Annotated in this window: 19 protein-coding genes; 1 reads left to right on the forward strand and 18 read right to left on the reverse strand. The window is 46.0% G+C overall.

Annotated elements, in window-relative coordinates; translation table 11 throughout:
• Positions 1 to 94 precede the first annotated feature (94 nt).
• The 6 genes from AC27IJ_RS10545 to AC27IJ_RS10570 all read right to left on the reverse strand — a co-directional run bounded on the left by AC27IJ_RS10545 (position 95) and on the right by AC27IJ_RS10570 (position 6,500).
• The gene (locus tag AC27IJ_RS10545) at positions 95 to 931 is read right to left on the reverse strand and encodes a sugar phosphate isomerase/epimerase family protein (RefSeq protein ID WP_487148758.1); all 837 of its coding nucleotides are present in this window, start codon (positions 929 to 931) and stop codon (positions 95 to 97) included.
• 13 nt (positions 932 to 944) lie between these two features.
• Entirely contained in the window at positions 945 to 2,498 is a 1,554-nt protein-coding gene (locus AC27IJ_RS10550) for a glycoside hydrolase family 28 protein (protein ID WP_487148760.1), read from the reverse strand.
• Between the two features lie 96 nt (positions 2,499 to 2,594).
• The gene (locus AC27IJ_RS10555; protein WP_312500759.1) at positions 2,595 to 3,446 is read right to left on the reverse strand and encodes a carbohydrate ABC transporter permease; all 852 of its coding nucleotides are present in this window, start codon (positions 3,444 to 3,446) and stop codon (positions 2,595 to 2,597) included.
• A 5-nt stretch (positions 3,447 to 3,451) separates the two neighbouring features.
• Complete coding sequence (locus AC27IJ_RS10560; protein WP_312500757.1) at positions 3,452 to 4,351, reverse strand: carbohydrate ABC transporter permease; 900 nt, start codon at positions 4,349 to 4,351, stop codon at positions 3,452 to 3,454.
• Positions 4,352 to 4,355: 4 nt separating this feature from the next.
• Positions 4,356 to 5,021 carry a glycoside hydrolase family 88 protein gene (locus tag AC27IJ_RS10565; protein WP_312500755.1) on the reverse strand — a complete coding sequence of 222 codons (666 nt, stop codon included), beginning with the start codon at positions 5,019 to 5,021 and terminating at the stop codon, positions 4,356 to 4,358.
• A 96-nt stretch (positions 5,022 to 5,117) separates the two neighbouring features.
• A complete protein-coding gene (locus tag AC27IJ_RS10570; RefSeq protein ID WP_487148764.1) occupies positions 5,118 to 6,500 on the reverse strand; it encodes an ABC transporter substrate-binding protein in 1,383 nt (460 codons plus the stop codon).
• Between the two features lie 230 nt (positions 6,501 to 6,730).
• Here AC27IJ_RS10570 and AC27IJ_RS10575 point away from each other — a divergent pair, with 230 nt between their 5' ends.
• Positions 6,731 to 7,597 (forward strand): helix-turn-helix transcriptional regulator, encoded by an 867-nt coding sequence (locus AC27IJ_RS10575; RefSeq protein ID WP_312442861.1) that lies wholly within the window; start codon positions 6,731 to 6,733, stop codon positions 7,595 to 7,597.
• 65 nt (positions 7,598 to 7,662) lie between these two features.
• Here AC27IJ_RS10575 and AC27IJ_RS10580 read toward each other — a convergent pair whose 3' ends face one another.
• From AC27IJ_RS10580 to AC27IJ_RS10635, 12 genes are all read right to left on the reverse strand, one after another.
• Entirely contained in the window at positions 7,663 to 8,796 is a 1,134-nt protein-coding gene (locus AC27IJ_RS10580; RefSeq protein WP_312442860.1) for a glycoside hydrolase family 88/105 protein, read from the reverse strand.
• A 202-nt stretch (positions 8,797 to 8,998) separates the two neighbouring features.
• On the reverse strand, positions 8,999 to 9,592 hold the full coding sequence (locus AC27IJ_RS10585; RefSeq protein ID WP_312442859.1) for a lactate utilization protein: 594 nt from the start codon (positions 9,590 to 9,592) through the stop codon (positions 8,999 to 9,001).
• Positions 9,593 to 9,648: 56 nt separating this feature from the next.
• Complete coding sequence (gene pfkA, locus AC27IJ_RS10590) at positions 9,649 to 10,623, reverse strand: 6-phosphofructokinase (RefSeq protein ID WP_312442858.1); 975 nt, start codon at positions 10,621 to 10,623, stop codon at positions 9,649 to 9,651.
• A gap of 65 nt (positions 10,624 to 10,688) precedes the next feature.
• A complete protein-coding gene (locus AC27IJ_RS10595; protein ID WP_487148768.1) occupies positions 10,689 to 14,171 on the reverse strand; it encodes a DNA polymerase III subunit alpha in 3,483 nt (1,160 codons plus the stop codon).
• 199 nt (positions 14,172 to 14,370) lie between these two features.
• Positions 14,371 to 14,628: an HPr family phosphocarrier protein gene (locus AC27IJ_RS10600; protein ID WP_024291282.1), complete on the reverse strand. Its 258-nt coding sequence runs from the start codon at positions 14,626 to 14,628 to the stop codon at positions 14,371 to 14,373.
• Positions 14,629 to 14,656: 28 nt separating this feature from the next.
• Entirely contained in the window at positions 14,657 to 15,625 is a 969-nt protein-coding gene (whiA, locus tag AC27IJ_RS10605; RefSeq protein WP_312442856.1) for a DNA-binding protein WhiA, read from the reverse strand.
• 2 nt (positions 15,626 to 15,627) lie between these two features.
• Positions 15,628 to 16,509 carry an RNase adapter RapZ gene (gene rapZ, locus AC27IJ_RS10610; protein WP_312442855.1) on the reverse strand — a complete coding sequence of 294 codons (882 nt, stop codon included), beginning with the start codon at positions 16,507 to 16,509 and terminating at the stop codon, positions 15,628 to 15,630.
• A gap of 19 nt (positions 16,510 to 16,528) precedes the next feature.
• Positions 16,529 to 17,440, reverse strand: a complete 912-nt coding sequence (gene murB / locus AC27IJ_RS10615; protein WP_312500751.1) for a UDP-N-acetylmuramate dehydrogenase — start codon at positions 17,438 to 17,440, stop codon at positions 16,529 to 16,531.
• An 8-nt stretch (positions 17,441 to 17,448) separates the two neighbouring features.
• A complete protein-coding gene (gene hprK / locus AC27IJ_RS10620) occupies positions 17,449 to 18,381 on the reverse strand; it encodes an HPr(Ser) kinase/phosphatase (RefSeq protein ID WP_312442853.1) in 933 nt (310 codons plus the stop codon).
• A 63-nt stretch (positions 18,382 to 18,444) separates the two neighbouring features.
• Positions 18,445 to 20,316 (reverse strand): excinuclease ABC subunit UvrC, encoded by a 1,872-nt coding sequence (gene uvrC, locus AC27IJ_RS10625; RefSeq protein WP_487148772.1) that lies wholly within the window; start codon positions 20,314 to 20,316, stop codon positions 18,445 to 18,447.
• 9 nt (positions 20,317 to 20,325) lie between these two features.
• Entirely contained in the window at positions 20,326 to 20,892 is a 567-nt protein-coding gene (locus tag AC27IJ_RS10630) for a DUF1653 domain-containing protein (RefSeq protein ID WP_312442851.1), read from the reverse strand.
• A 15-nt stretch (positions 20,893 to 20,907) separates the two neighbouring features.
• Positions 20,908 to 22,338 carry a putative glycoside hydrolase gene (locus AC27IJ_RS10635; RefSeq protein WP_312442850.1) on the reverse strand — a complete coding sequence of 477 codons (1,431 nt, stop codon included), beginning with the start codon at positions 22,336 to 22,338 and terminating at the stop codon, positions 20,908 to 20,910.
• Between the last annotated feature and the right edge of the window lie 43 nt (positions 22,339 to 22,381).

A 22,381-nucleotide genomic window follows, 5' to 3' on the forward strand; every position in this document is an offset into this window, starting at 1 on the left:
GAACACAGCATTTATTGATTAATAAGATATTCTCCCACGAATCAAAAAAGAAACCGGAAGTCCTTAACAAGGATCCGGTTTCTTTTTTAATATATCATAAGTCCGCAGTGCAGCTCTCAAGAAATTTCCTCGACCATTCTGCATTATCCGGCCTGCTGTCCTCAATTGTCATCTGGATATACGGTTTTTCCCTTTTCACAAAATCCAGGATCACATCATATTTCATAACTCCGGTTCCCGGAGCGCCGGAGACGATCCGGTCGTCTTCCACCACAAAGTCTTTCATATGAAGGACATCCGTATATACGCCTAAATCCTCAATAGCTTCTGCAATCACCTGCTCATAATGCTCACTGTTTTCTGCTGACAAAAGATTTACCGGATCCAGGATAATTCTTAAATTAGGCGAACCAATGGCTTTAAGCACCTTCAGCGCCCGTTTGGAATTGTATACAATATGGCTCCATACCGGTTCAATCGCAATGATCACGCCGAATTTTTCCGCACATTCCACAACCGGGCGCAGGTTTTTGATAAAGGTCTGAAGCGCTTCCTCTGTGTGACAGGCCGGTTCATAACGATATTCCTCATTAGGCGCACCTGTTTCAGTTCCCACCACGCTGCAGCCTAATATAGAAGCAAAACGCAGATGGGCGTAATAGCGCTCCTGGATTTTTATGATTTCTGACCGGTCTGGGTGAGCCAGATTCAAATAGCAGCCCAGGACTGCAATATCCACATCATGTTCTGCAAATTTCTTGCGCAAATACGTCGCATAGCCTGGCGTCAATGCGGAATCCTCCACAGAATGCTCTTGTACCGTCTTTGCCAGCGCCAGATGGGCACAGGTAAACCCCTGTTCATGGGCGGCCTTCACCCGCTCCTCCAAGGTCCCGGGTGCCACGTCGTGTAACCGGATTCCGATCTGCATAATAACTCCTCCTTTATCTCACTTCATAATGATTGATGTTACTCAGCTCAAAGGCATCCCCTTCTTGTCCTGAAATCTTCACATGATCACAGATCAGGGTGTCCACGTTGCTGATGAGAAATCCTTTCTTCCTGCAATCTTCCACTCCTGACAGCATGGCAGGCGTCCCTGCCTTTGCATTGTCCGCAAAAGAAATATCAACGTTTTTAAATTCAATGCGTTCAATTTTTCTTTCCGGAAGCCCATAGAGGAAGGAAGCAGCCACATGGCAGTTTTCCGCCTTGATGTTGGTAAAAGAAAGTCTCTTTATCTCAGGGGTCCGCTCATCCACAGGAAGGGCCTCACGGCACTGTACATAATCGGACTTTCCATCGGGATCGCAGAAATAAAAGCTGTTTACAACAAAAGGCGTCATGACGTGATCCATATGGATATGGTCAAAATAAATCTCAGAAAGCACAGAATCCTTTCCTCTGCCTCTTCTCGTCTTGATCCGGAGCCCTCTGTCCGTATTACGGAACAGGCAGCGCTCCACCCGGATATTTTTAACGCCTGCGCCCACTTCGCTTCCCACGGTAACCGCTCCATGGCCGTTTTCCATCAGGCACTGGCGGATCCGGATGTTTTCAGAAGGCGTTTGATACCTGCGGCCCATATATATTTTTCCGGACTTGACCGCAATGCAGTCATCGCCTAAGGAAAAATGAAGCCCCAGTATTTCCACGTCCTTGCAGGATTCCGGGTCCAGGCCATCGGTATTGGGTGAATCTGCCGGATTTTCTATATCCAGGTTCAGGAACTTTAAGTCCCGGCTAAAATATGGGTGAAGCACCCAGGCAGGGCTGTTTTTTAAAGAAAAGCCCTGAAGGGCCACATGGTTACACCTCTCTAAAAATACCATGCGGGGCCGGAATGCCACCTTCATCTGGCGGACATTGTCCCACCAGTTGTCAAAGGAGGCCTGTCCGTTGATCAGCCCAGGGCCATAGACCACCACATCCTCTACATCGATCCCGGTTATGATCCCTGCAAACATGGGGAGAGGATTTCCTTCCCAGGTTCCCAGATTGTAATCCTCTTTTTCGTCATAGCTTTCGATCATTCCGGGAAATCTGGGATATTTGTACCGGTCCGTATCTGCCAGAAGTTCCGCTCCTTTAGCCAGCTCAAGCCTTAAATGGCTCTTTAAAAACAGGCTGGTAATCCGGTACCTTCCTTTGGGAATCAATACCCGGCTATCCTTCGGGCAGGCCATGATAGCCGCCTGGATAAAGGAGGTATCATCCTGATTTCCATCGCCACTGGCTCCCATATCTTTTACATTTAATGTTACAAATTCATAGTCGGTATGGAAACTGGTTTCCGCTCTTTCCCCATTTCTTTCCAGGGAAATAGTATAATCCATATCCGGCTTTAAGTCAAACAGCGTAAAGACAACCCGGTCCGTTTCTCCAAAAACTTCTCCATTTACCAGAATCTTTCCCGGTGTCTCAAATGCATAGATCTGCTCAGTCACCGTCTCTACGGTCACAGACCGAGCTGTTTTTAAGACAATTTTTAATTCCATACTGACTTTACCTCGCCTGTAATATTTTTCTATTAGAAGAATCTTTTTCCCTATTTAAAAAGGGCGCAGCAATTATATACCACGCCCGTTTTTTTATTATCCCTTAACGCCTCCTGCCGCGATACCGTCAATAAAGGCATCCTGGGCGCAGAAGAATACAATCAGGGAAGGAATAATGGAGATTAAAGACATCGCCAGAATCCGGTTCCACTGGAATCCCACATCACCGTCCATGGACATGCGCAAATAAATGGAGTTCGTATATTTGGGCATATCGGAAACGTAAATAAGCGGTCCCATAAAGTCGTTGGAAGTCCACATGAACTGAAACAGCGCAACAGATACCAGGGATGGCTTTAACATGGGAACAATCACATACCATAAGGTCTTTATGGAACTGCAGCCATCAATTTTAGCGGCTTCTTCCAGCTCCTTTGGCACGCCTCTTAAAAACTGTATCAGCATGAATAGGAAATAGGTATCTCCTGCAAACAGGGAGGGAATCACCAGCGGTAAGTAGGAATTGGTCCAGCCCCACTTATTGAACATAATATACTGGGGTGCATTGAGCACTACCTGGGGCAGGAATAAGGTAGAAATCATAAGAGAGAATAAAATTCCTTTTCCCTTAAATTCAAACCGGCTGAAACCATAAGCCGTAATAGTGGCTGATACGACTGTGAAAAGAACCTTTGGCACAACAATTTTGTATGTATTCAGCATGGATTTTATAAGGTTGATCTTTCCGCCATAATCTACAAATGCGTTGGCATAACCATCGGTCACAGGCTTTTTAGGCCAGAACCATGCGCTGGTAAAAATCTCCGAGTTTGTCTTAAAGGTAGCGCCCACCATCCAGATCAGGGGGTATACCATAATAAAGCCGACAAGGATCAGTAATGCATACCGGATCATTGCGTTGACCTTTCTCTTGGTCTCTTTCGTCATATCATTTACCTCCCGTCCTCATCTGAATAGTAAACCCACTTTTTCTGGCTTACAAACGCTACTACCGTAAAGGTCATAACAATAAGGAACAGGATCCAGGCCTGTGCACTTGCCATACCCATTTTATGCCGTAAGAATGCATTGTTGTAAATCAGGATTGAGATCAAAGTGGTCGCTCCGTTTGGTCCGCCCTTTGTTACAAGGAATGGCCCATTGAATTCCTGGAACGCCTGGCATAACTGTGTAATCAGGTTATAGAAAATAACCGGTGTAATTAAGGGAACCGTGATTTTGAAGAACTGTGTCCACTTTCCAGCCCCGTCAATGGAAGCCGCTTCGTATAAATCTTCGGAAACTCCCTTTAAAGCTGCAAGGAAAATCACCATGGCAGAACCAAACTGCCAGACCCTTAAAAGTACAATAACAGTAAGCGCACCGCCCCCGCTTGCCATCCAATTGATCTTTTCAACACCAAATACGCCCAGGACGGTGTTGATCAAGCCATCTGTATTGAAAACGGCTCTCCACAGAATCGCGATGGCAATGGAGCCCCCCAGAATAGACGGGATATAATACGCGGTCCGGAAGAAATTAACTCCTTTTAATTTAAAATTCAGGATATATGCAACGAACAAAGCAAACATCAACTTTAAGGGAACATCAAAAATTGCATATTTAAATGTAACAAAAAACGCTTTTTTAATATCGGAATCTGTGAAAATCTTATTATAGTTCATCATACCTGTCTTCGTAATGCCATTAAACAGATCATAGTTTGTAAAGCTGTAGTATAGGGAAGAGGCGAACGGATAAACTTTAAAAAGTATAAATCCAATCAGCCATGGTAAGATGAAGAAGAATCCTGCATTGTCTGCCAGGACCTTACGGATACCCTTTGACTTCATACTCTTATTCCTCCTGTTTTTTTAACATTGTATATTGCGCTTTAAGCATTTCCTGTAGGCCTGCGCATGTATTTTTATCGTTACTTTCGATCATTTTCCATATAAATTCCCCGAAATCACCGTATTTCTCTCTTTGAAGCACACCCATATTACATGCCTTAAAGATGGAATAACCGATTTCCAGGGCCTCAGAAGAATCCGGGATTTCCTTAATTTTCTCCCTGACTGCGGTTTTAAACAAATCCTTTAATTCCCTATAATATTCATAGATTTCTTCTGACATCTGGTCTATTGTTTCTATAAGAGCTATCAGATTGCTTCCTGTAAGTCTCTCTTCCCCCCGGAATAAAGCTGCAATCTCATTATAATGTTCTTTTCTTTTGTACCTCGTCTCATATGCTGTTACAAAGGGCATAAAATCCAAGGTCCAATCATTCTGCCTGATCAGCGACTCAATCATCTGTCTGTATTTCTCATCTCCCGTTTGATCCAGAGCAAAAAAACAGGCCAGGCTATCTTGTACCGGCAGACTTTCTGCCATCCCTTCCGGAGCTTCTACCTTGCTCAGACAGGTTATTGCAAAATCCTTATAAACCTTTTCGCCGGTAGCTTCATACATTTGTATTGCCCCCGTCAGCTGGTATGGTTTCCATATTTTTCTGCATTCCATAACTATTGTCTGCCCTTTTCTTTATGGGAGCCGCCATAAATTTATGGCGGCTCGTATGAAGTATGTATCACTTATTCAAACTGTCTGAAATCTTTATTAATTCTCAAGAGTCTCGGTAATGCCTTTAATCAGTTCGCTTGCTGCCTGCTTGGAATCAACTTCCCCTGTGCTTAACTTACCAAATACTTTATAGTAAACACCATCTGGATTTGCTTTTAAATCGTTGTGCTCAAACTTGCTGTCCAGATTGAACTTGCTGTAATTCATAACCTTTGTATTAGCCTCAATGGTCAGAGGATCACCAAGTTTGTTCGCCTCAAGAATCTTCAAGCCCTCTGTGGAGCAAGGAATACCTCTCTCTGTAGAAACGATCTTAACGCCTTCTTCGTCATTTAATAAGAAGTTGATCAGCATTGCTGCTTCCTTCGGATGCTGGGAATTTCCTGCAACCGAATATGCCATGGAAATCTTTGTAAAGCCTCCGTTGTTATCGCCCATCTTAACGAACTCGCCGACTATGAACTGCTGACCCGGCTTATTTACGCTGCCTTCCAAAGCACTTTTAAATTTGGAAGCTGAGGAATCCCACTCAAAAATACCTGCATACTTGCCATCGATCCATTTTGCGTTCTTGTCAAGAGAGTCAGCCATATCACCCTGAATGGTTGCCAGCATCGGAATGACATGCTTTGTTTCCAATTCAGTAATGAAATCCATTCCGTCCTTAACTTCATCTTCCGTATAGTTGACTTCGCCGCCTTCCACCCAGTTTTTGCCGTACTTGGATTCCAGATAATAAACCATTAAAATCATACGGTCATATTCGCCAAGGGCTAAAGGATACATATCTGGATCTTTTGCTTTAAATGCTGCACCTGCTGCATACAGGGAATCCAGGTCAGTAGGAATGTCACAGCCTACTTCTTCAAATGCAGTCTTATTCCAATAAAACACACGACCTGTTAAAGAAATCGGAACAGCCATTAACTTTTGGTCAACCTTACAGAGGTCAAGGCTTTCCGATGTAAACTGTTTTAAATCAAGAACATCGGAGTAATCTTCCAGGTTAGCAAAGGCTTTTCCCCCCTGGCTGTAGGATTCGATCCAGTTCCAGTTGATCTGCATAACGTCAGCAGCATTTCCGCCTAAAATATTCAAGGACTGTTTCTCTTCCCATCCGGTCCATGCGCCATACTCGGGAGTTACCTTAATGTTTGGATATTTCGCTTCAAATGCCTTAATTGCCTCTTCTGTTGCAGCATGTCTGCTGTCGCCGCCCCACCAGGAAAACTTAAGCTCTACCGGCTCTCCTGAAGTAGTTGGTGCTGTTGTCGCCGTATCACTTGCTGCTGCAGAAGTGGTCTCTGCCGCTGAAGAAACTGCTGTCTCACTGGTACTCTTACCTCCGCCGCAGGCGCTTAAGGACACTGCCATAACAGTCGCTAACCCCATCGCAGCCCACTGTTTGATCTTTTTCATAGTTCTCTCTCCTTTTTCTTAACCCTCATAAATGAGTTCTTAAAAGCCTGTGTAAGTAGTTTCACTTTTTCTACATTATTTGACATTTTTGCGTAAGCGCTTACACTTTGCTTTTTCCTTATTATAACATCCATCTTTCCATAATTCATTTCAAATCCGGCACAAAACATTGCAAATATTGACATCCTATGGTATAGTTTCAGTATAATTAGCTGAGGAAATTACGATTTATGAAAGTACTTACCACTTTTTCAGAAGGAATCGAATACTGCATGGCCTCCCATTATTTCTCTATTGTGCATCTCCACAAGGATATGGGAGTTTTAAGTATGCACAGCCACCTCTGCCATGAATTCTATTTTTCCCTAAATGGGGGCTGCACCTTCATGATAGATGACAAAAATTACAGGATCGAACCGGGGAGCCTGTTCATGGTCAACCAATATGAAAAGCATCAGCTGCTTCAGATGGATACCTCCATCCCTCAGGAACGGTTTGCCATATTTATAGATCCCTCTTATCTGGAAAGCATCTCCACACCACGGACGGATCTGACCTACTGTTTTACCCACAGGCCGAAGAAATTTTCTCACCGCATCGATTTAAACCATGGGCAGCAGCGGCGTTTTATGTATTACTTTAATAAACTGGCTGCAGAAGAAGGATTCGGCCAGGATGTGGAGGAACGCTCTGCCTTTGCTGAGTTCATGGTTTTCATTACAAAACTTGCCGCAGAGGCCTTTCTTGGGAGGGAATCGCAAGAACAGAGACAGTATTTCAGCAGTAAAGTGACCGATATCATCACCTATATCCATCACAACATTGATTCCCAGTTAAGCATCGGAGATATTGCGGCCCATTTTTATTTAAGTACCTCTTATCTTTGCAGGCTCTTCAAGAAAAGTACCGGTACCACCATCAATTCCTATATAATTTCCCGCCGCATTGAGCTGGCCCAGAAACTTCTGTCAGCCGGCTACAGCGTCAATGAAGTTTACAGCATGTGCGGGTTTAACGATTACAGCAATTTTTTTAAAGCTTTTACAAAAAAAGTGGGGATTTCACCGAAGAAATATTCACAGAACAGTTTAAGATGATATGATTTAGGGATTGGAGCCCGGTTACCCGGGCCCCAATCCCCATTAATTTTCCTGTTTCTTTATTAATTGTATACCCAGCCGGTTCTTCTCATTTCCGTATAGGCAAGAAGGAAGGGTCCTACCCCTTTGGCATCATCCTTTACAATAGGCTCGGACATGTAATAATCGTAAGTTCCATTTCTCCTGTCTTTGCCTCCAAGTCCGGCCACCAGGCAGATCCCTCCCAGACTCATATTCCCCTCTTCCAGATGAAGATAGGTATCGCAGATTCCCTGGAAGGCTTTTTTTCCATACACGGAATAGGATTCGGGAAGATATCCTAAACGGACTCCCTTTAAAATGGCATAGGCGAAAATGGCGCTTCCGCTGGTCTCTAAATAATTCCTGTCCATGCCGCCTAAGTTAACCACCTGATACCACATACCGCTTTCATCCTGGTATTTTAACATGGAGTCTATCAGGTCACGGAACGCTTCCTCCATCTCCTTTAAACTTTCCTTATCTGACGGATCCGACTTGTCCATGGTATCTAAAAGGGCCATGGAGTACCAGCCTAACGCTCTCAGCCAGAAATTCTGGGACAGTCCTGTCACCTTATCACACCAAAACATCTCTCTGGAGGAATCGTATGCATGGTAGTAAAGGCCGGTTTCCGTATCCCTCATAATCTTCACCACATTGGAAAACTGGCTGTAAATATCCCCGCATTTTTCCTTATTATTAAACCGGGTTTCGTATTCCATATAAAACGGCTGGCACATATACAGACCGTCAAGCCAAACCTGGTTTGGATAAATATTCTTATGCCAGAAGTTTCCCTCTTTCGTCCGCGGCATCTTTCCAATCTGGCTGTAAACCACATCAATGGCTTTTCGGTATTTTTCCTTTCCAGTCAGATCGTAAAGCTCGAACAGGGTTTTTCCCGCATTGACATTATCTATGTTCCGCTCTTCCACATCATAGCCGTCAATGCTCCCGTCTTCTCTTACCCTGTGATCGATAAATGTGTCGGCAAAATCCAGATATTTTAAATCTTCGGTAATGGCGTACATTTCCAAAATGGATTTGATCATACAACCGTCTATGTAATTCCATCCGGCCTTCTCTCCCTGAAGCAGCTTCTCAATGTTCCATACCGGACGGTCCGGTGTGCTCTTTTCCATCAGTTCATTGATATACGTTTCAATTGCATCCATGTTCCTTCTCTCCTTGCTTCCTGTCCCTGTTTGACCCTTTAGGCGGTCGTTTCGCTGCGGTCATTCTCATACAAGCATAACCGGAAAGATTCCGGTTGTCAAATCCCATTCATAAAACAGCCTATAAAAAAACGGCGGGAAACAGCCGGGAATTTACTAAAAATCCCGTTTGCTCTCGCCAGTTTCATATCAATTCCATTCATTAAAATCCCAATTCCTGATCCACAAAGATGATTTCGCACTTCATACCCATAGGGGCCCGGTCGATCACTGCCGTTATGCGGCAAATCCGTTCAGGGCTGCTGCAGTCATAGCATTTGTCTGCATTTTTGGCGCACGGGGTCTTTGCATTTATTCTACGGGCATTTTGGGGAGCAGCAACATTCCTGCTCCGGTAAATGGCGTCCTCTAAGTTTGGGGTGATTTTATTTTTGCCTACAACATAATAACATGTTTCAGGACCAAAAGCGGTCATAGCGACCCGGTTTCCGGTTCCGTCGATGTTAACAATCTGCCCGGTCTCCGATACGGCATTGGCACTGGTTATATAGATATTCGCGCAGTTGGCCAGGTGCCGCACATCTCTGGAAGGCACCTTGTTGTGCCATACCACGGCATTGTTCTGCTGCAGCGCCTCAAAAAGCCCCATCTCCAGAAGGGTCACGCTTCCACCAAATCCAATGGTCTGGTTCTTTAAGGTCTCCACAAGATAATCGCGTGCTTCTTCTTGTGTAGAAAAAAGCTGGGTGGTAAACCCGTGTTTTTCAAAGTTTTGCCTGATTACCGTATATTCCATCTCTGCCTCCGGCTGTTGCGCTATTTCCATTTATTTTACAAGGTATTTGACTTTGATTATCTCACAAGCATCTTGCTGATCTGATACTGGTCTTCAGGGATATCCTTTGTCATACTAAGGGCTTCCTGAATATCGATATCCTGGAATTCTCCATGCCGATAGCCTACGACACGGTTGCTCTTTCCTTCACAGAGAAGCTCTACTGCCCTTGCGCCCATAATGGAAGCATAGACACGGTCCTTACAGGTTGGCGCGCCGCCTCGCTGCATATGGCCCAGGATGGTAGCCCTGGTCTCAATGCCTGTGGCAGCTTCGATTCTCTTAGCCATAGAGGAGGAATGTCCGATGCCCTCTGCATTGATGATGATGTGGTGCTTTTTGCCCCGCTTTCTGTTCTCAATGATACGGTTGATGAGAGCCTGCTCATCGCCGTCATAGCGTTCCGGCAAAAGGATATCCTCGGCACCGTTTGCAAAACCGCACCAAAGAGCAATATAGCCTGCATTACGTCCCATTACCTCTATGATGCTGCAGCGTTCATGGGAAGTAGATGTATCACGAACCTTATCAATGGCCTCCATGGCTGTGTTAACGGCCGTATCAAAACCAATGGTGTAATCGGTACAGGCGATATCCAGATCAATGGTTCCGGGAAGTCCGATGGTATTGATCCCAAGTGCGGAAAGCTTACCGGCTCCCCGGAATGAACCGTCTCCTCCGATGACCACAATGCCGTCAATATTATGCTTTTTACAGATCTCGGCGCCCTTTCTCTGCCCTTCGGCAGTTGTGAACTCCTGACATCTGGCTGTATATAAAATGGTTCCTCCGCGGTGAATAATATCTGATACGCTGGTACTGTTCATATCAACGATTTCTTCCTGCAGAAGGCCTGCGTATCCCCTCATGATCCCCTTTACGTCCAATCCTTCATGGATTGCAGTCCTGACAATAGCACGGATCGCAGCATTCATACCTGGTGCATCACCGCCGCTGGTTAATACACCGATGGTTTTCACTTGTTTTGCCATAGTAGCTTCCTCCTGATTCACGGATATCTGTTTTAGTAAGTTTCTTATTGCGTACATGTTGTATTCTAATTCATTTTACCAATCTTTTCAAGTTTTTTTTCTACAAGCTTGACATTTTTTTCACCAAGTTTTTTAACCAGGGCAGCCAGCAGCCCGTCTGCCGCGTTTACGTTCCGGTTGGCCGGCAGAACCTTTCTGGCCCGCTCTTTTTCCAGATAGATAATGACCGAATCATCACCCTCCGATTCCTTTAAATCATTTAAGATTTCCCGCTCTACTGCCATATAGGATTCCTTATCAGGGAATTTCAGCCACAGCTCCTTTGGCAGGTCTGTAAAGGTCGTTACCCGCTCACAGATCAGCTTTCCCACCGGATCCTCTCCGACCGAGACTCTTCCTTGTATGAAGACCTTGGAATCTTCCACAAACAGTTCCCTCTTGCTCTCATAATCCTTGGGGAACACGATCACTTCCACGGATCCTGCTAAATCCTCCAGGATGATGAATGCCATCATTTTATTGTTTCTGGTAGTTTTTACGGTCTTTCCTGTAATCATACCTCCGATGGTCACATAGGAACCGTCGGCAACACCGGCTTTTCCTGTTTCCTCATCCAAAACAAAATCTATGGTGGTTGCGGTAATATTATTTCTCCAGGTGGTTTCGTAAGCTTCCATGGGATGGCCGCTTAAATAGATGCCAAGGGTTTCCTTCTCAAATGCCAGTAAGTCTTCCTTTAAAAATTCCCCTACATCAGGGAAAGTAACCTGAAAATGGCTCTTTTCTTCCTCCCCTGCAAGATCAAACAGAGTCATCTGGCCTTCCATGGTATTTTTCCGTTCCTTACTTCTCTGCTCCAAAAGCTCCGGCGCAATCAAAAGCTTCTGCTTTCTTGTACCGGGAAGGGTGTCCAAAGCACCGGATTTTATGAAATTTTCCAGAGTCCTTTTATTGACCTCCTTATTGCTCATCCGGTCAATAAAATCTTCCAAATCGTGGTACACCCCGTTCTGCTCCCGTTCCGCCACGATAAGCTCTACCACAGACTTGCCCACGCTCTTAATGGCCGACAAGCCGTAGCGTATGGATCCTCCGGAAACGGAGAACCCGCTTTCTCCCTCATTAATATCCGGAGGAAGGATGGAAATCCCCATCTGTCTGCAGCTTAAAATATATTCCGATACCTTTGATACGTTATCCATGACAGAGGTTAGGAGGGCTGCCATGAATTCCTGGGGATAATAATATTTTAAAAAGGCGGTCTGATAGGATACCACCGCATATGCCGCCGCATGGGATTTGTTAAAGGCGTATTTGGCAAAATCGATCATCTCGTCATAGATCTGGTTTGCCGTTTTTTCATCAATTCCATTGGAGATGCACCCTGTTACCTCTTCCTCCGGATTCCCATAGACAAAGTTATGCCGTTCCTTTTCCATGACAGAGGTCTTCTTTTTTGACATGGCTCTGCGCACCAGGTCACTTCGGCCCATGGTATATCCGGCAAGCTCTCTAACAATCTGCATTACCTGTTCCTGGTATACGATACAGCCATAGGTAGGGTCTAAGATGGGTTCCAGCTGGGTGCATTCATAGGTAATGGATCTTCGGTCGTTCTTCCCCTTTAAATACTTGGGAATAAAGTCCATGGGGCCGGGGCGGTAAAGGGAAATTCCGGCAATAATATCTTCCAGGCTTTCCGGTTTCAGCTCCTTCATAAAGCTCTTCATGCCGGAGCTTTCCAGCTGGAACACCCCATCATCCCTTCCGGTACCGATGGAATCCAGCACTGCCTTGTCATTATAATTGATCCGGTCCATATCGATGGATAACTGCCTGTTTTTCTCTATGGCCTTAACCGCATTTTGAATGACCGTTAAAGTACGCAGACCCAGAAAATCCATCTTCAAAAGTCCCAGCTCTTCCAGAGTGGTCATAGTAAACTGAGTGGTAATGGTACCGTCGGACGCCCTGGAAAGGGGAACATATTCGTCCACGGAAGTCCGGCTGATCACGACTCCGGCAGCATGCATGGATGTATGTCTCGGCAAGCCTTCCAGACGCATGGACATATCAATGAGGTATTTGACCTCAGGATCCTCCTCGTATGCGTTTCTTAGGTCAGGGCTTTGCCTTAAGGCCTTTTCAAGAGTCATGCCAAGGTCTCCTGGAATCATCTTTGCTATGGCGTCGCACCGGGCATATGGCATGTCCAGTACCCTTCCCACATCCCGTACCACACCTTTGGCTGCAAGGGTACCAAAGGTCACGATCTGGACCACCTGCTCCTTTCCATACTTCTGGACCACATAGTCAATAACCTCCTGACGCCGTTCAAAGCAGAAATCCACGTCAATATCAGGCATGGAAATTCGTTCCGGATTTAAGAACCGCTCAAAAAGCAGGTTATAGCGGATGGGATCAATGTTGGTGATCCCCAGACAGTAGGACACGATGCTTCCCGCCGCAGAACCTCGTCCCGGCCCCACGATAATATCCTGGGATCTGGCATAATGAATGAAATCCCATACAATCAGGAAATAGTCCACATATCCCATGGTATGAATGACATCCAGCTCATAGTCAAGTCTTTCCTTTAACGTGCCATCATCCTGGGGATAATGGTTCTCAAAGCCTTCCAGGCAAAGCTTGTTTAAATACGTCCAGGAATCATGCCCTTCCGGCACATCGTACTTGGGCAGTTTGGTCACGCCGAATTCGATCTCCACATTGCAGCGTTCTGCTATCCTGTGAGTGTTGTCAATAGCTTCTCCTGCGTAGGAGAAAAGCTTCCGCATCTCCTCCTCGGACTTGCAGTAATACTGACCTCCTTCATAACGCATACGGTTCTCATCCGCCACCTTTTTTCCGGTCTGGATGCACAGCAGGATGTCATGAGGCGTGGCATCTTCCGCATAGGTATAGTGGATATCATTGGTGGCTACCAGTTCGATCTCTGTTTCATGGCTCAGCCGCAGTAAGCTCTGGTTTACCGTATTCTGATCCGGTATTCCATGATCCTGAAGCTCCAGAAAGAAATTACCTTTTCCGAATATCTCCTGGTAACGAAGGGCAGCTTCCCTGCCCCTCTCATACAGCCCGCGGCCGATCAGCCTCTGCACCTCTCCTGCCAGACAGGCGCTTAATGCGATGATCCCTTCGCTGTATTCCTTTAAAACCTCATAATCCACTCTTGGTTTATAATAAAATCCATCCACAAAACCTTTTGAGACGATCTTCATCAGGTTCTGGTATCCCTGGTTATTCTCAGCCAATAAGACCAGATGATAATACCGGTCCTCTCCGCCAGCAATTTCCCTGTCAAACCTGGATCCGGAGGTCACATATACCTCGCATCCGATGATTGGCTTGATTCCCGCCTCTCTGGCCGCCCGGTAAAAATCAATGACGCCGTACATCACGCCATGGTCTGTGATGGCCATGCTGTCCATTCCAAGCTCCTTTGCCCTGGACACAAGCTCTTTTATCTTACAGGAGCCGTCCAATAAGCTGTATTCCGTATGGACGTGTAAATGTGTAAATGCCATTTGTTCCTCCCTTCTTTTTACTTATGTATGTCATAAATCCACAGTGCAGCCTGTTTCGCACTGCTCATTGCTTTCATACACAGTATACCACAAAGAAACGCGCCGGAAAACCTTTTGTATCAGATTTCATCAGCACGTACAACGGCGGAGCCTCCATTGTCAGAGCCTCCGCCTGGAAAAACACAGTATTCTTTAAACATTACTCATGATTGCTTAAATATTTTTCGATTTCGGCAATCGCCTGCTCCTCATCCGTACCATCCGCAGTGATCGTAATCTGTTCTCCCGCTGCAAGTCCCAGAGTCATCATACCCATAATACTCTTGGCATTTACTCTCTTGGATTCGATTTCAACATAAATGTTGCTTTCATACTGGCTTGCAACCTGAACCAGCATAGCAACTGGTCTTGCCTCTAAGCCTGATGCAAGTTCAACGGTGACTGTTTTTCTTACCATAATTATCCTCCTCAATCCTATGAACGGATTATTCCATTCCGCTGCTAATGCCTGTCCCTCGCAGCCGCCCTGCAAGGTCGCCAAGCTTTCTAAGTCGGTGGTTCACTCCTGATTTGCCTACAGGAGGGTCCAGAGCTTCTCCGAGCTCTTTTAATGTTGCTTCCGGCCTTTCCAACCGTTCCCTGGCAACCTCGCTTAGATTGTCCGGAAGATTATCAAGTCCGATTGTATCTCTGATATATTTTATATCTTCTATCTGCTTTACCGCAGCTGATACCGTTTTATTAATATTTGCAGTCTCGCAGTTGACCTGCCGGTTCACGCTGTTACGCATGTCCTTTAAGATCCTGATATTCTCAAGTTCCATTAAGGCCACCGGGGCTTCCATAACATTCAGGATATCTACGATCTGGCTTCCTTCTTTTATATAAACCACAAAATAGCGTTTCCTCTTCACGATCTTTGCTTCAAGATCAAAGGTCGCGATAATGGATTTTAACTGCCTGGCTTTATCTTCAGTCGCACATACGATTTCAAAATGGTAGAATTTCTCAGGATCGCTTAAGGACCCGGATGAGAGAAATGCACCGCGGATGAATGCCCTCCTGCAGCAGGACTGCTGGATGACCACATTCCGTACAAGATTTAAGTTTTCCCCTATTTCTCCGTTTTCATCAAGAAGCTTTGTTGCGTGTAAAACACGGATCGCTTCCTCATGATCCCGGACTGTCACCGTATAGGTACGGTTTTTATTTAAATAAGCATTTCTTCTAATGGACACATCAGTACTTATATTAAATGTTTTTTTCAATAATGTAAAGTACTTTCTTGCAACTGCCACATTTTCCGTATTAATTTTAATCGTATAGCGGTCGTCTTCCGATATGATTATTTTTCCGCAAAGGCTTATGATCGCAGCCATCTCTGCGATCTGGCAATGCCTTGCCGGACTGATCTGCCTGGAAAGCTCTTCTTTTAATTTGGAAGAAAATGACATATCTAGACCATCCTTTTCCGTATATTATCCTTGTCGATGTCCCGGTGCTCAATCTTTATCCCGAATTCTTCCCTGGATTTAAACTTATCGTAAACGGACCTGGCAATGGTAACCGACCGGTGCTTGCCGCCTGTACATCCAATGGCAATTACCAGCTGGTTCTTTCCCTCCAGCACAAAATTTGGAATCAGAAACTCCAGCATATCGTTAAGCTTGTCTAAAAACAGGGCAGCGGTCCCATGCTGCATCACATAGTCCCGCACTGCTTTTTCCTCTCCGGTTTTAGGCCGCAGTTCCTCTGAATAGTAGGGATTTGGCAGGAATCTTACATCAAAAACCATATCTGCATCTGACGGAATTCCATACTTAAATCCAAAAGAAAGGATCGTAATATATAAATTCCGGTAGGATTCCCTGTTTACAAATATTTTTTCCAGCTCCTGCCTGAGTTCCTTTGTAAGAAGCCGGCTGGTATCGATGATATAATCCGCTTCTTCCTTTAAAAATCCCAGTTTCAGCCGTTCTTTTTCAATACCGCTGTCGATCCTGCCGCCTGCCGCCAGGGGATGGGCTCTCCTGGTTTCCTTATAGCGCTTTATTAATGTTTCGTCGCTTGAATCAAGGAAAAGAATTTCAAAGGGTGTCCGTATTCTTGACCACTCATCAAAAATCCTGTTTAAAACTGATAAATCCTCCCCGCTGCGGATATCAATCCCCAAAGCCGCGTTCCGGATCCCTCCATGATTGCTCAAGGTCAGTTCCGCGAACGTTTCAATCAGGGGAATGGGAAGGTTATCCACACAATAAAATCCCATGTCCTCCAGCATCTTAAGCGCCTGGGTCTTTCCTGCGCCTGACATGCCCGTTACAATTACAAGCCTCACGTTGTTCTCCTTTGCACCGTTAAAACTTCCCCAGTGTCTTTACCTCCATCTCAAGGGCTACTCCGGATTGTTTCAATACCCTTTTTTTCACCTCTTCGCACAGGTTTCTGATATCAGCAGCAGTAGCGCTGCCTTTGTTAATGACAAATCCGCAGTGTTTCTCCGATACCTGGGCACCTCCCAGGGAAAAACCTCTTAATCCGGCCTCCTCTATAAGCTTTCCGGCAAAATGTCCTTCCGGCCTCTTAAAGGTACTTCCCGCACTTGGATATTCCAAAGGCTGCTTTTCCTTTCTCCTGCGTGCAAGTTCATCCATCCGGTTCTTAATAGAAACCTCATCACCATCCCTTAACCGGATCTTGGCCTCCAGCACAACATACTGCTTTGGTATAATACAGCTGGTCCGGTATCCTAAGGAAAGTTGGTCAGCAGACAGCTCTCTTACTTCACCCTCGGGTGTTAAAACTTTAACAGACCTAAGGACCTCCTTCATCTCCGAACCATAGGCTCCGGCGTTCATCACCACAGCTCCCCCAAGTGTGCCCGGTATCCCTGCAGCAAATTCAAAACCGGTCAATGACGCCCTATATGCTTCCTGCGCGATCCGTGCCAGGGGTGCTCCGGCTCCGGCCTTTACAATCCCCGTCTCCTTATCCGCCTGGCAGCTGTTTAAGCAATCCATGGAAACAACCACCCCGTCAAAGCCCACGTCTCCAACCAAAAGATTGCTTCCATTCCCCAGTATGAAAAAAGGTACCTCTTCCCGGCGGCAAAGAATCAAAACAGCAGCAAGCTCCTTCTCATCCGCCGGAGTCACAAAGCAGGCAGCAGGGCCGCCCACCCGGAACGAGGTGTGCTTTCGCATCTCTTCCCCAACTTTTATATGGTCTTTATCGGCTGCACCAAGAAGTTTTTCATAAAATCCAGTCATCAGACACCTCAATCATCCTGTTTTCTTGAAAGGTTTGCCTGAACGCGGTTATATAATTCCTGAGCCGCGTTGTACCCCATCTTCTTTTGTCTGTAATTGACGGCAGCAGATTCAACAATAATAGCCAGATTACGACCCGGACGCACCGGAATGGAATGGCATACCACCCGGTTTCCCAGAAATTCCGTATACTGGTCTTCGATTCCCATTCTGTCGTATTCCTTATCTCTATCCCAATCCTCCAGTTTGATCACCATATCAATGGCCTGGGTATCCTTTACACTTTCAACACCGAACAGAGTCTTGACATCAATGATGCCGATCCCTCTTAATTCAATAAAATGCCTGGTAATTTCCGGGGCGGTTCCAATCAGCGTTTCATCGCTCACCTTGCGGATCTCCACCACATCATCGGTTACTAGACGGTGGCCTCTTTTGATCAGTTCCAGCGCCGCCTCGCTTTTTCCGATACCGCTCTCTCCCATGATCAGAACGCCTTCACCGAATACGTCAACCAAAACCCCGTGAATGCTGATGCATGGCGCCAGCTTCACCTTAAGCCAGCGGATGATTTCCGCCATGAGATCGGAAGTGGTTTTATCTGATACAAGGCATGGTACGCCGTAATGGTTGCAAAACGCCAGCATATCCTCATCCGGATTCTGGCTCCGGCTGTATACAAGACACGGAATCTGGCTGGACAGAAGCTTGTCGTACATCTCAAGCTTTCTATCATGATCCATCTGATGAATGTATTCCTGTTCCACATAACCGATGATCTGCACCCGCTCGTTGTCAAAATGGTCGTAAAATCCGGCTAACTGTAAAGCCGGACGATTGACATCCGGATGGCTGATCACAATTTTTTCCGCGTCAATCTCCGGTGTCACGTTACGGAAATTCATCTTCTTTATCAAATCTGTAATAGCTACTCCATGCATGGCGAACGCTCCTCTTTTCCATCTGTTTTTTTCATACTATCACAGATTTCGTATTTTGAAAAGCTATATGTGGAAGAACTCGTAAACGCTTTTCGCAGCCAGGGCATTCATGCCCGGTACTTCGGAAAGCTCCTCCACGGTTGCTTCCTTAATGGCTTCCAGCCCTTTAAACCGGCGCATCAGAGCCTTTCTCCTGTTGGGGCCGATGCCGGAAATATCATCAAGAATGGATTTTACCTGTCCTTTGCTTCTTAAGCTTCTATGGTATTCAATGGCAAACCGGTGGGCTTCATCCTGGATCCTGGTGACCAGCTTAAATCCTTCGGAATGCCTGTCAATGGGAATCTCCACGTTATTATAATAAAGCCCTCTGGTTCTGTGATTGTCATCCTTTACCATACCGCAGACAGGAATGGATATATCCAGTTCCTTTAAAACCTCCAAAGCAATGTTTACCTGTCCCCGTCCTCCATCCATCATGATTAAATCCGGGAAACGGGTAAAACTTCCAAGTTCTTCATCCACGCCTTTTTCTTTTAAGCTTTCCGCTTCTTTAAGGCCATGGGCAAACCTTCTTGTGAGCACCTCATTCATGGAGGCGTAATCATTGGCCCCCTTGACCCATTTGATCTTAAACTTCCTGTAATCATTTCTCTTGGGCTTCCCGTCTTCATAGACGATCATGGAGCCCACAGACTCAAAACCGCTTATGTTGGAAATATCATATGCCTCAATCCGCTTAATCGCAGAAAGCCCGAGCCAGCCGCCCACCTCATTCATGGCGCCGATGGTGCGAAGCTCCTCCCGCTTGATCTTTTCTTTATCCTGAGAAAGCACCAGTGCGGCATTTTTCTCCGCCAGTTCCACCAGTCGCTCCTTCTGGCCTTTCCGCGGAACTATGATTCTGACCTTCTGGCCTCGTTTTGCAGAAAGCCATTCCTCTATGACGCTTTCATCCTCAAGACCAGTCTGTACCCACAGCTCTTTTGGAACAAAAGGAGTTCCTGCATAAAACTGTTTGACAAAGCTGGTCAGAATCTGCTTGTTATCCTCTGCCGTTGCTATGCTTACATGGAAATGCTCCCGGCCGATGAGCCTGCCTTCCCGGACAAAGAATACGGAAACCACGGCATCCTTTTCATCCTTTGCCATAGCAATGATATCCCTGTCTTCCATACCGCTGTCCGTGATCTTCTGCTTCTGGGCGATCTGCTTTACGCTGTTTAGCAGATCCCGGTACTCAATGGCCTTTTCATAATCCATTTCTTCCGATGCCGCCTGCATCTTCTCTTCCAGCATATGAATCACAGGGCTGTATTTTCCGCCTAAAAAGTCCAGGGCCCTGTTAATGGATTTCCAGTATTCATCCTTGCTGATATAATTCTGGCACGGTGCCGAACATTGCTTGATATGGTAATTTAAGCAGGGGCGTTCCTTCCCGATGTCTCTTGGCAGATTCCGGTTGCAGGTCCTGATCTGATAAAGCTTGTGAATCAGTTCAATGGTATCCTTTACCGCTCCCGCACTTGTATACGGTCCAAAATATTTGCTTTTATCCTTTTTCATATCCCTGGAAAATAAGATCCTTGGATAGTCCTCGTACACCGTTACCTTGATATAGGGATAGGTCTTATCATCCTTTAGCATGGTATTGTAACGGGGACGGTGTTCCTTAATGAGATTGCATTCCAGCACAAGGGCTTCCAGCTCAGAGTCTGTTATAATGTATTCAAACCGGGCGATCCTCGACACCATTTGTTCGATTTTTGCCGTCTTATTCCTGCTGCTTTGAAAGTACTGCCTGACCCTGTTTTTTAGGCTGATGGCTTTTCCCACATAGATGATTTCGTCCCGCTTGTCGTGCATGATATACACGCCAGGCTGGGACGGCAGTTTTTTTAATTCTTCTTCTATATTAAATGACCTGTGGTCCACTGAAACAAATCACCTCAATCTTGATCCCTCGTATTTATTCTGCAGCTCCAGATACCTTTTCACTGCATAGTATTTCTCTTCAGGTTCAGAATCCGGCCTTCCGATCTCCATAATCTCGCAGATAGCCAGAAGCTCTTCCGCAGAAAACCGGTCCTTCCGCTCCTCAAGAACCTCCAGCTTCTCATGATACGTCCCAGCGTCAAGAAATGCAAGAAGATTTTTATTTTCGTGATAACAACGAGCCGAGGGCAAGTCCGCCTGACTTTGGTTACTGCCCACGAGGTTTTCTTCATCCTCTTTTTCCGGCTTCTGGGGACAGCCTTTTGCCGCAGGCTGTTCAGAATCCATAACCACTCTCTCAAACCTGTATTTCTGCATTACCTCCGGATACTTTTCATGGTCCACCTCACTGATGAACATGGGCAGGGGGCGGACATACGTTCCGAAGGTTCCATATAGCGCCTGATACACAACCATCTCTTCTCCTGTTTCGGAATGAACCGCAACGGTTATCACCTGGTACATCTTGTCTTTAAAATGCCGGTAGAAATCTCCTGGTCTGGGCGTTCTGTCCATGGCTTTCCTCACTTCCTAATCTCTTAAGCCGCCTGTGGTCACAATGACTACATCAGGCTTGGTTCTGGTTTTCTTCTTATCTTCCTTCTTCGTCTCCTGTGACCTTTCTGCTGCTGCCGTGCTTCCCTCAAGGCTCTTCTCTGCCTTCTCTTCTATGCTTTCCGTCTGTACCTCAGTTGGCAAATCCTTTGTTTCGGAGGAAGCCGGGGAAGAGGTCTCTTCCGTTTCCCTGATCCTGGCAAGCTTTTCTGATTCTTCTTTCGCCGCCTCCCGGCTTAAGAGGCCTTCCCAGGTATACCGGTTGGATGCACTCCAAAGGATCCACTCATCGTAGCCCGAATCATAGACCGCCTGAATCTGGGCCCTGACTTCCTTGGAACCATAAGATATATGGTGTTTCAGATAGGAAGCCGTAAAATCCTGGAGCCAGGGGCGTACAATGGCCTGACGCTTCCCAGCCTCCTTTGCGGATTCCAAATCCTGCCTGGACAGCTTTAAAGCCGCACGGATGGTGCGGTAAGGCTCCATATCCGGATGATCAATGCCAAAGTTTCCGTCTCCATAATGGGAAGGGTAGATCATGGGACAGATATAATCCAAATGGCATGCCATATCATTATAGATCTGCCCCACTGCCTCCGCGTCCACCTTGCTTCCTATGATGGTGCCAAACACATCTGCAGAAACAAAAATATTGCTGGAAGACAGCTTGTCATATGCATACTGGATAAATTCCGTAATAATATCCGTTTTGGAACGGCCCCTGGTATCCTTTTCGTCAAATACCACCTGTTTCATGGAGCTGTCTGTGGAAAACCGGATGTAATCAAACTGGACTTCATCAAACCCTGCCTTGGAAGCCTCGGTTCCCACCTCCACCAGATAGTCCCATACTTCTGTCCGGTAAGGGTTCACCCAGGCCAGTCCCTTATTATCCCGGTGCAGGCTTCCATCCTTGTTCTTAAGTGCCCACTCCGGCTTTTTCTCAGCCAGATAAGGATCCCTAAATGCCACAACACGGGCAATGGTATAAAGCCCCCTGGCCTTTAACTGGGCCATGAGACTGTCAATATCTTTGATGTACTTTTCTGTGGCACCGATCTCATTCACCGTAGGTGCATCCTCCATGGCAAAGGTGATCCGTCCGTCGTCATTCTTCACATCAATGACAACCGTATTGATCTCAGTGCCCTGGATCTTGTCCAAAATCGCCTGCAGCCCCTCAGAGCCGGCCATATAGCCGGAGATATAGATTCCCTTTACCTTTACCGGTTTCTTTCCAGGTTCGGCGGAAACTTCCACGGGAAACTGCACGGATTCTTCTGTACTCTGCTGTGATTCATCTGTTTTGCTGTCTGTCTCCGAAGTTTCGGAAATTCCTTTGTACCTGCTGCATCCGGAGGTCACCAACGAGAATGCAATTACTGCCAAAAGCCATCTTTTCATAATACTCCTGTTCACTTTCTTTATGGTTTCAGGTGTTTAATGT

The organism is Lacrimispora sp. YZC11, assembly GCF_057543815.1.

What these genes read in the sequence shown, in the direction of transcription:
- AC27IJ_RS10545 (WP_487148758.1), bottom strand. Translation starts at nt 931, where the DNA reads ATGCAGATCGGAATCCGGTTACACGACGTGGCACCCGGGACCTTGGAG.
- AC27IJ_RS10550 (WP_487148760.1), bottom strand. Translation starts at nt 2,498, where the DNA reads ATGGAATTAAAAATTGTCTTAAAAACAGCTCGGTCTGTGACCGTAGAG.
- AC27IJ_RS10555 (WP_312500759.1), bottom strand. Translation starts at nt 3,446, where the DNA reads ATGACGAAAGAGACCAAGAGAAAGGTCAACGCAATGATCCGGTATGCA.
- AC27IJ_RS10560 (WP_312500757.1), bottom strand. Translation starts at nt 4,351, where the DNA reads ATGAAGTCAAAGGGTATCCGTAAGGTCCTGGCAGACAATGCAGGATTC.
- AC27IJ_RS10565 (WP_312500755.1), bottom strand. Translation starts at nt 5,021, where the DNA reads ATGGAATGCAGAAAAATATGGAAACCATACCAGCTGACGGGGGCAATA.
- AC27IJ_RS10570 (WP_487148764.1), bottom strand. Translation starts at nt 6,500, where the DNA reads ATGAAAAAGATCAAACAGTGGGCTGCGATGGGGTTAGCGACTGTTATG.
- AC27IJ_RS10575 (WP_312442861.1), top strand. Translation starts at nt 6,731, where the DNA reads ATGAAAGTACTTACCACTTTTTCAGAAGGAATCGAATACTGCATGGCC.
- AC27IJ_RS10580 (WP_312442860.1), bottom strand. Translation starts at nt 8,796, where the DNA reads ATGGATGCAATTGAAACGTATATCAATGAACTGATGGAAAAGAGCACA.
- AC27IJ_RS10585 (WP_312442859.1), bottom strand. Translation starts at nt 9,592, where the DNA reads ATGGAATATACGGTAATCAGGCAAAACTTTGAAAAACACGGGTTTACC.
- pfkA (WP_312442858.1), bottom strand. Translation starts at nt 10,623, where the DNA reads ATGGCAAAACAAGTGAAAACCATCGGTGTATTAACCAGCGGCGGTGAT.
- AC27IJ_RS10595 (WP_487148768.1), bottom strand. Translation starts at nt 14,171, where the DNA reads ATGGCATTTACACATTTACACGTCCATACGGAATACAGCTTATTGGAC.
- AC27IJ_RS10600 (WP_024291282.1), bottom strand. Translation starts at nt 14,628, where the DNA reads ATGGTAAGAAAAACAGTCACCGTTGAACTTGCATCAGGCTTAGAGGCA.
- whiA (WP_312442856.1), bottom strand. Translation starts at nt 15,625, where the DNA reads ATGTCATTTTCTTCCAAATTAAAAGAAGAGCTTTCCAGGCAGATCAGT.
- murB (WP_312500751.1), bottom strand. Translation starts at nt 17,440, where the DNA reads ATGACTGGATTTTATGAAAAACTTCTTGGTGCAGCCGATAAAGACCAT.
- hprK (WP_312442853.1), bottom strand. Translation starts at nt 18,381, where the DNA reads ATGCATGGAGTAGCTATTACAGATTTGATAAAGAAGATGAATTTCCGT.
- AC27IJ_RS10630 (WP_312442851.1), bottom strand. Translation starts at nt 20,892, where the DNA reads ATGGACAGAACGCCCAGACCAGGAGATTTCTACCGGCATTTTAAAGAC.
- AC27IJ_RS10635 (WP_312442850.1), bottom strand. Translation starts at nt 22,338, where the DNA reads ATGAAAAGATGGCTTTTGGCAGTAATTGCATTCTCGTTGGTGACCTCC.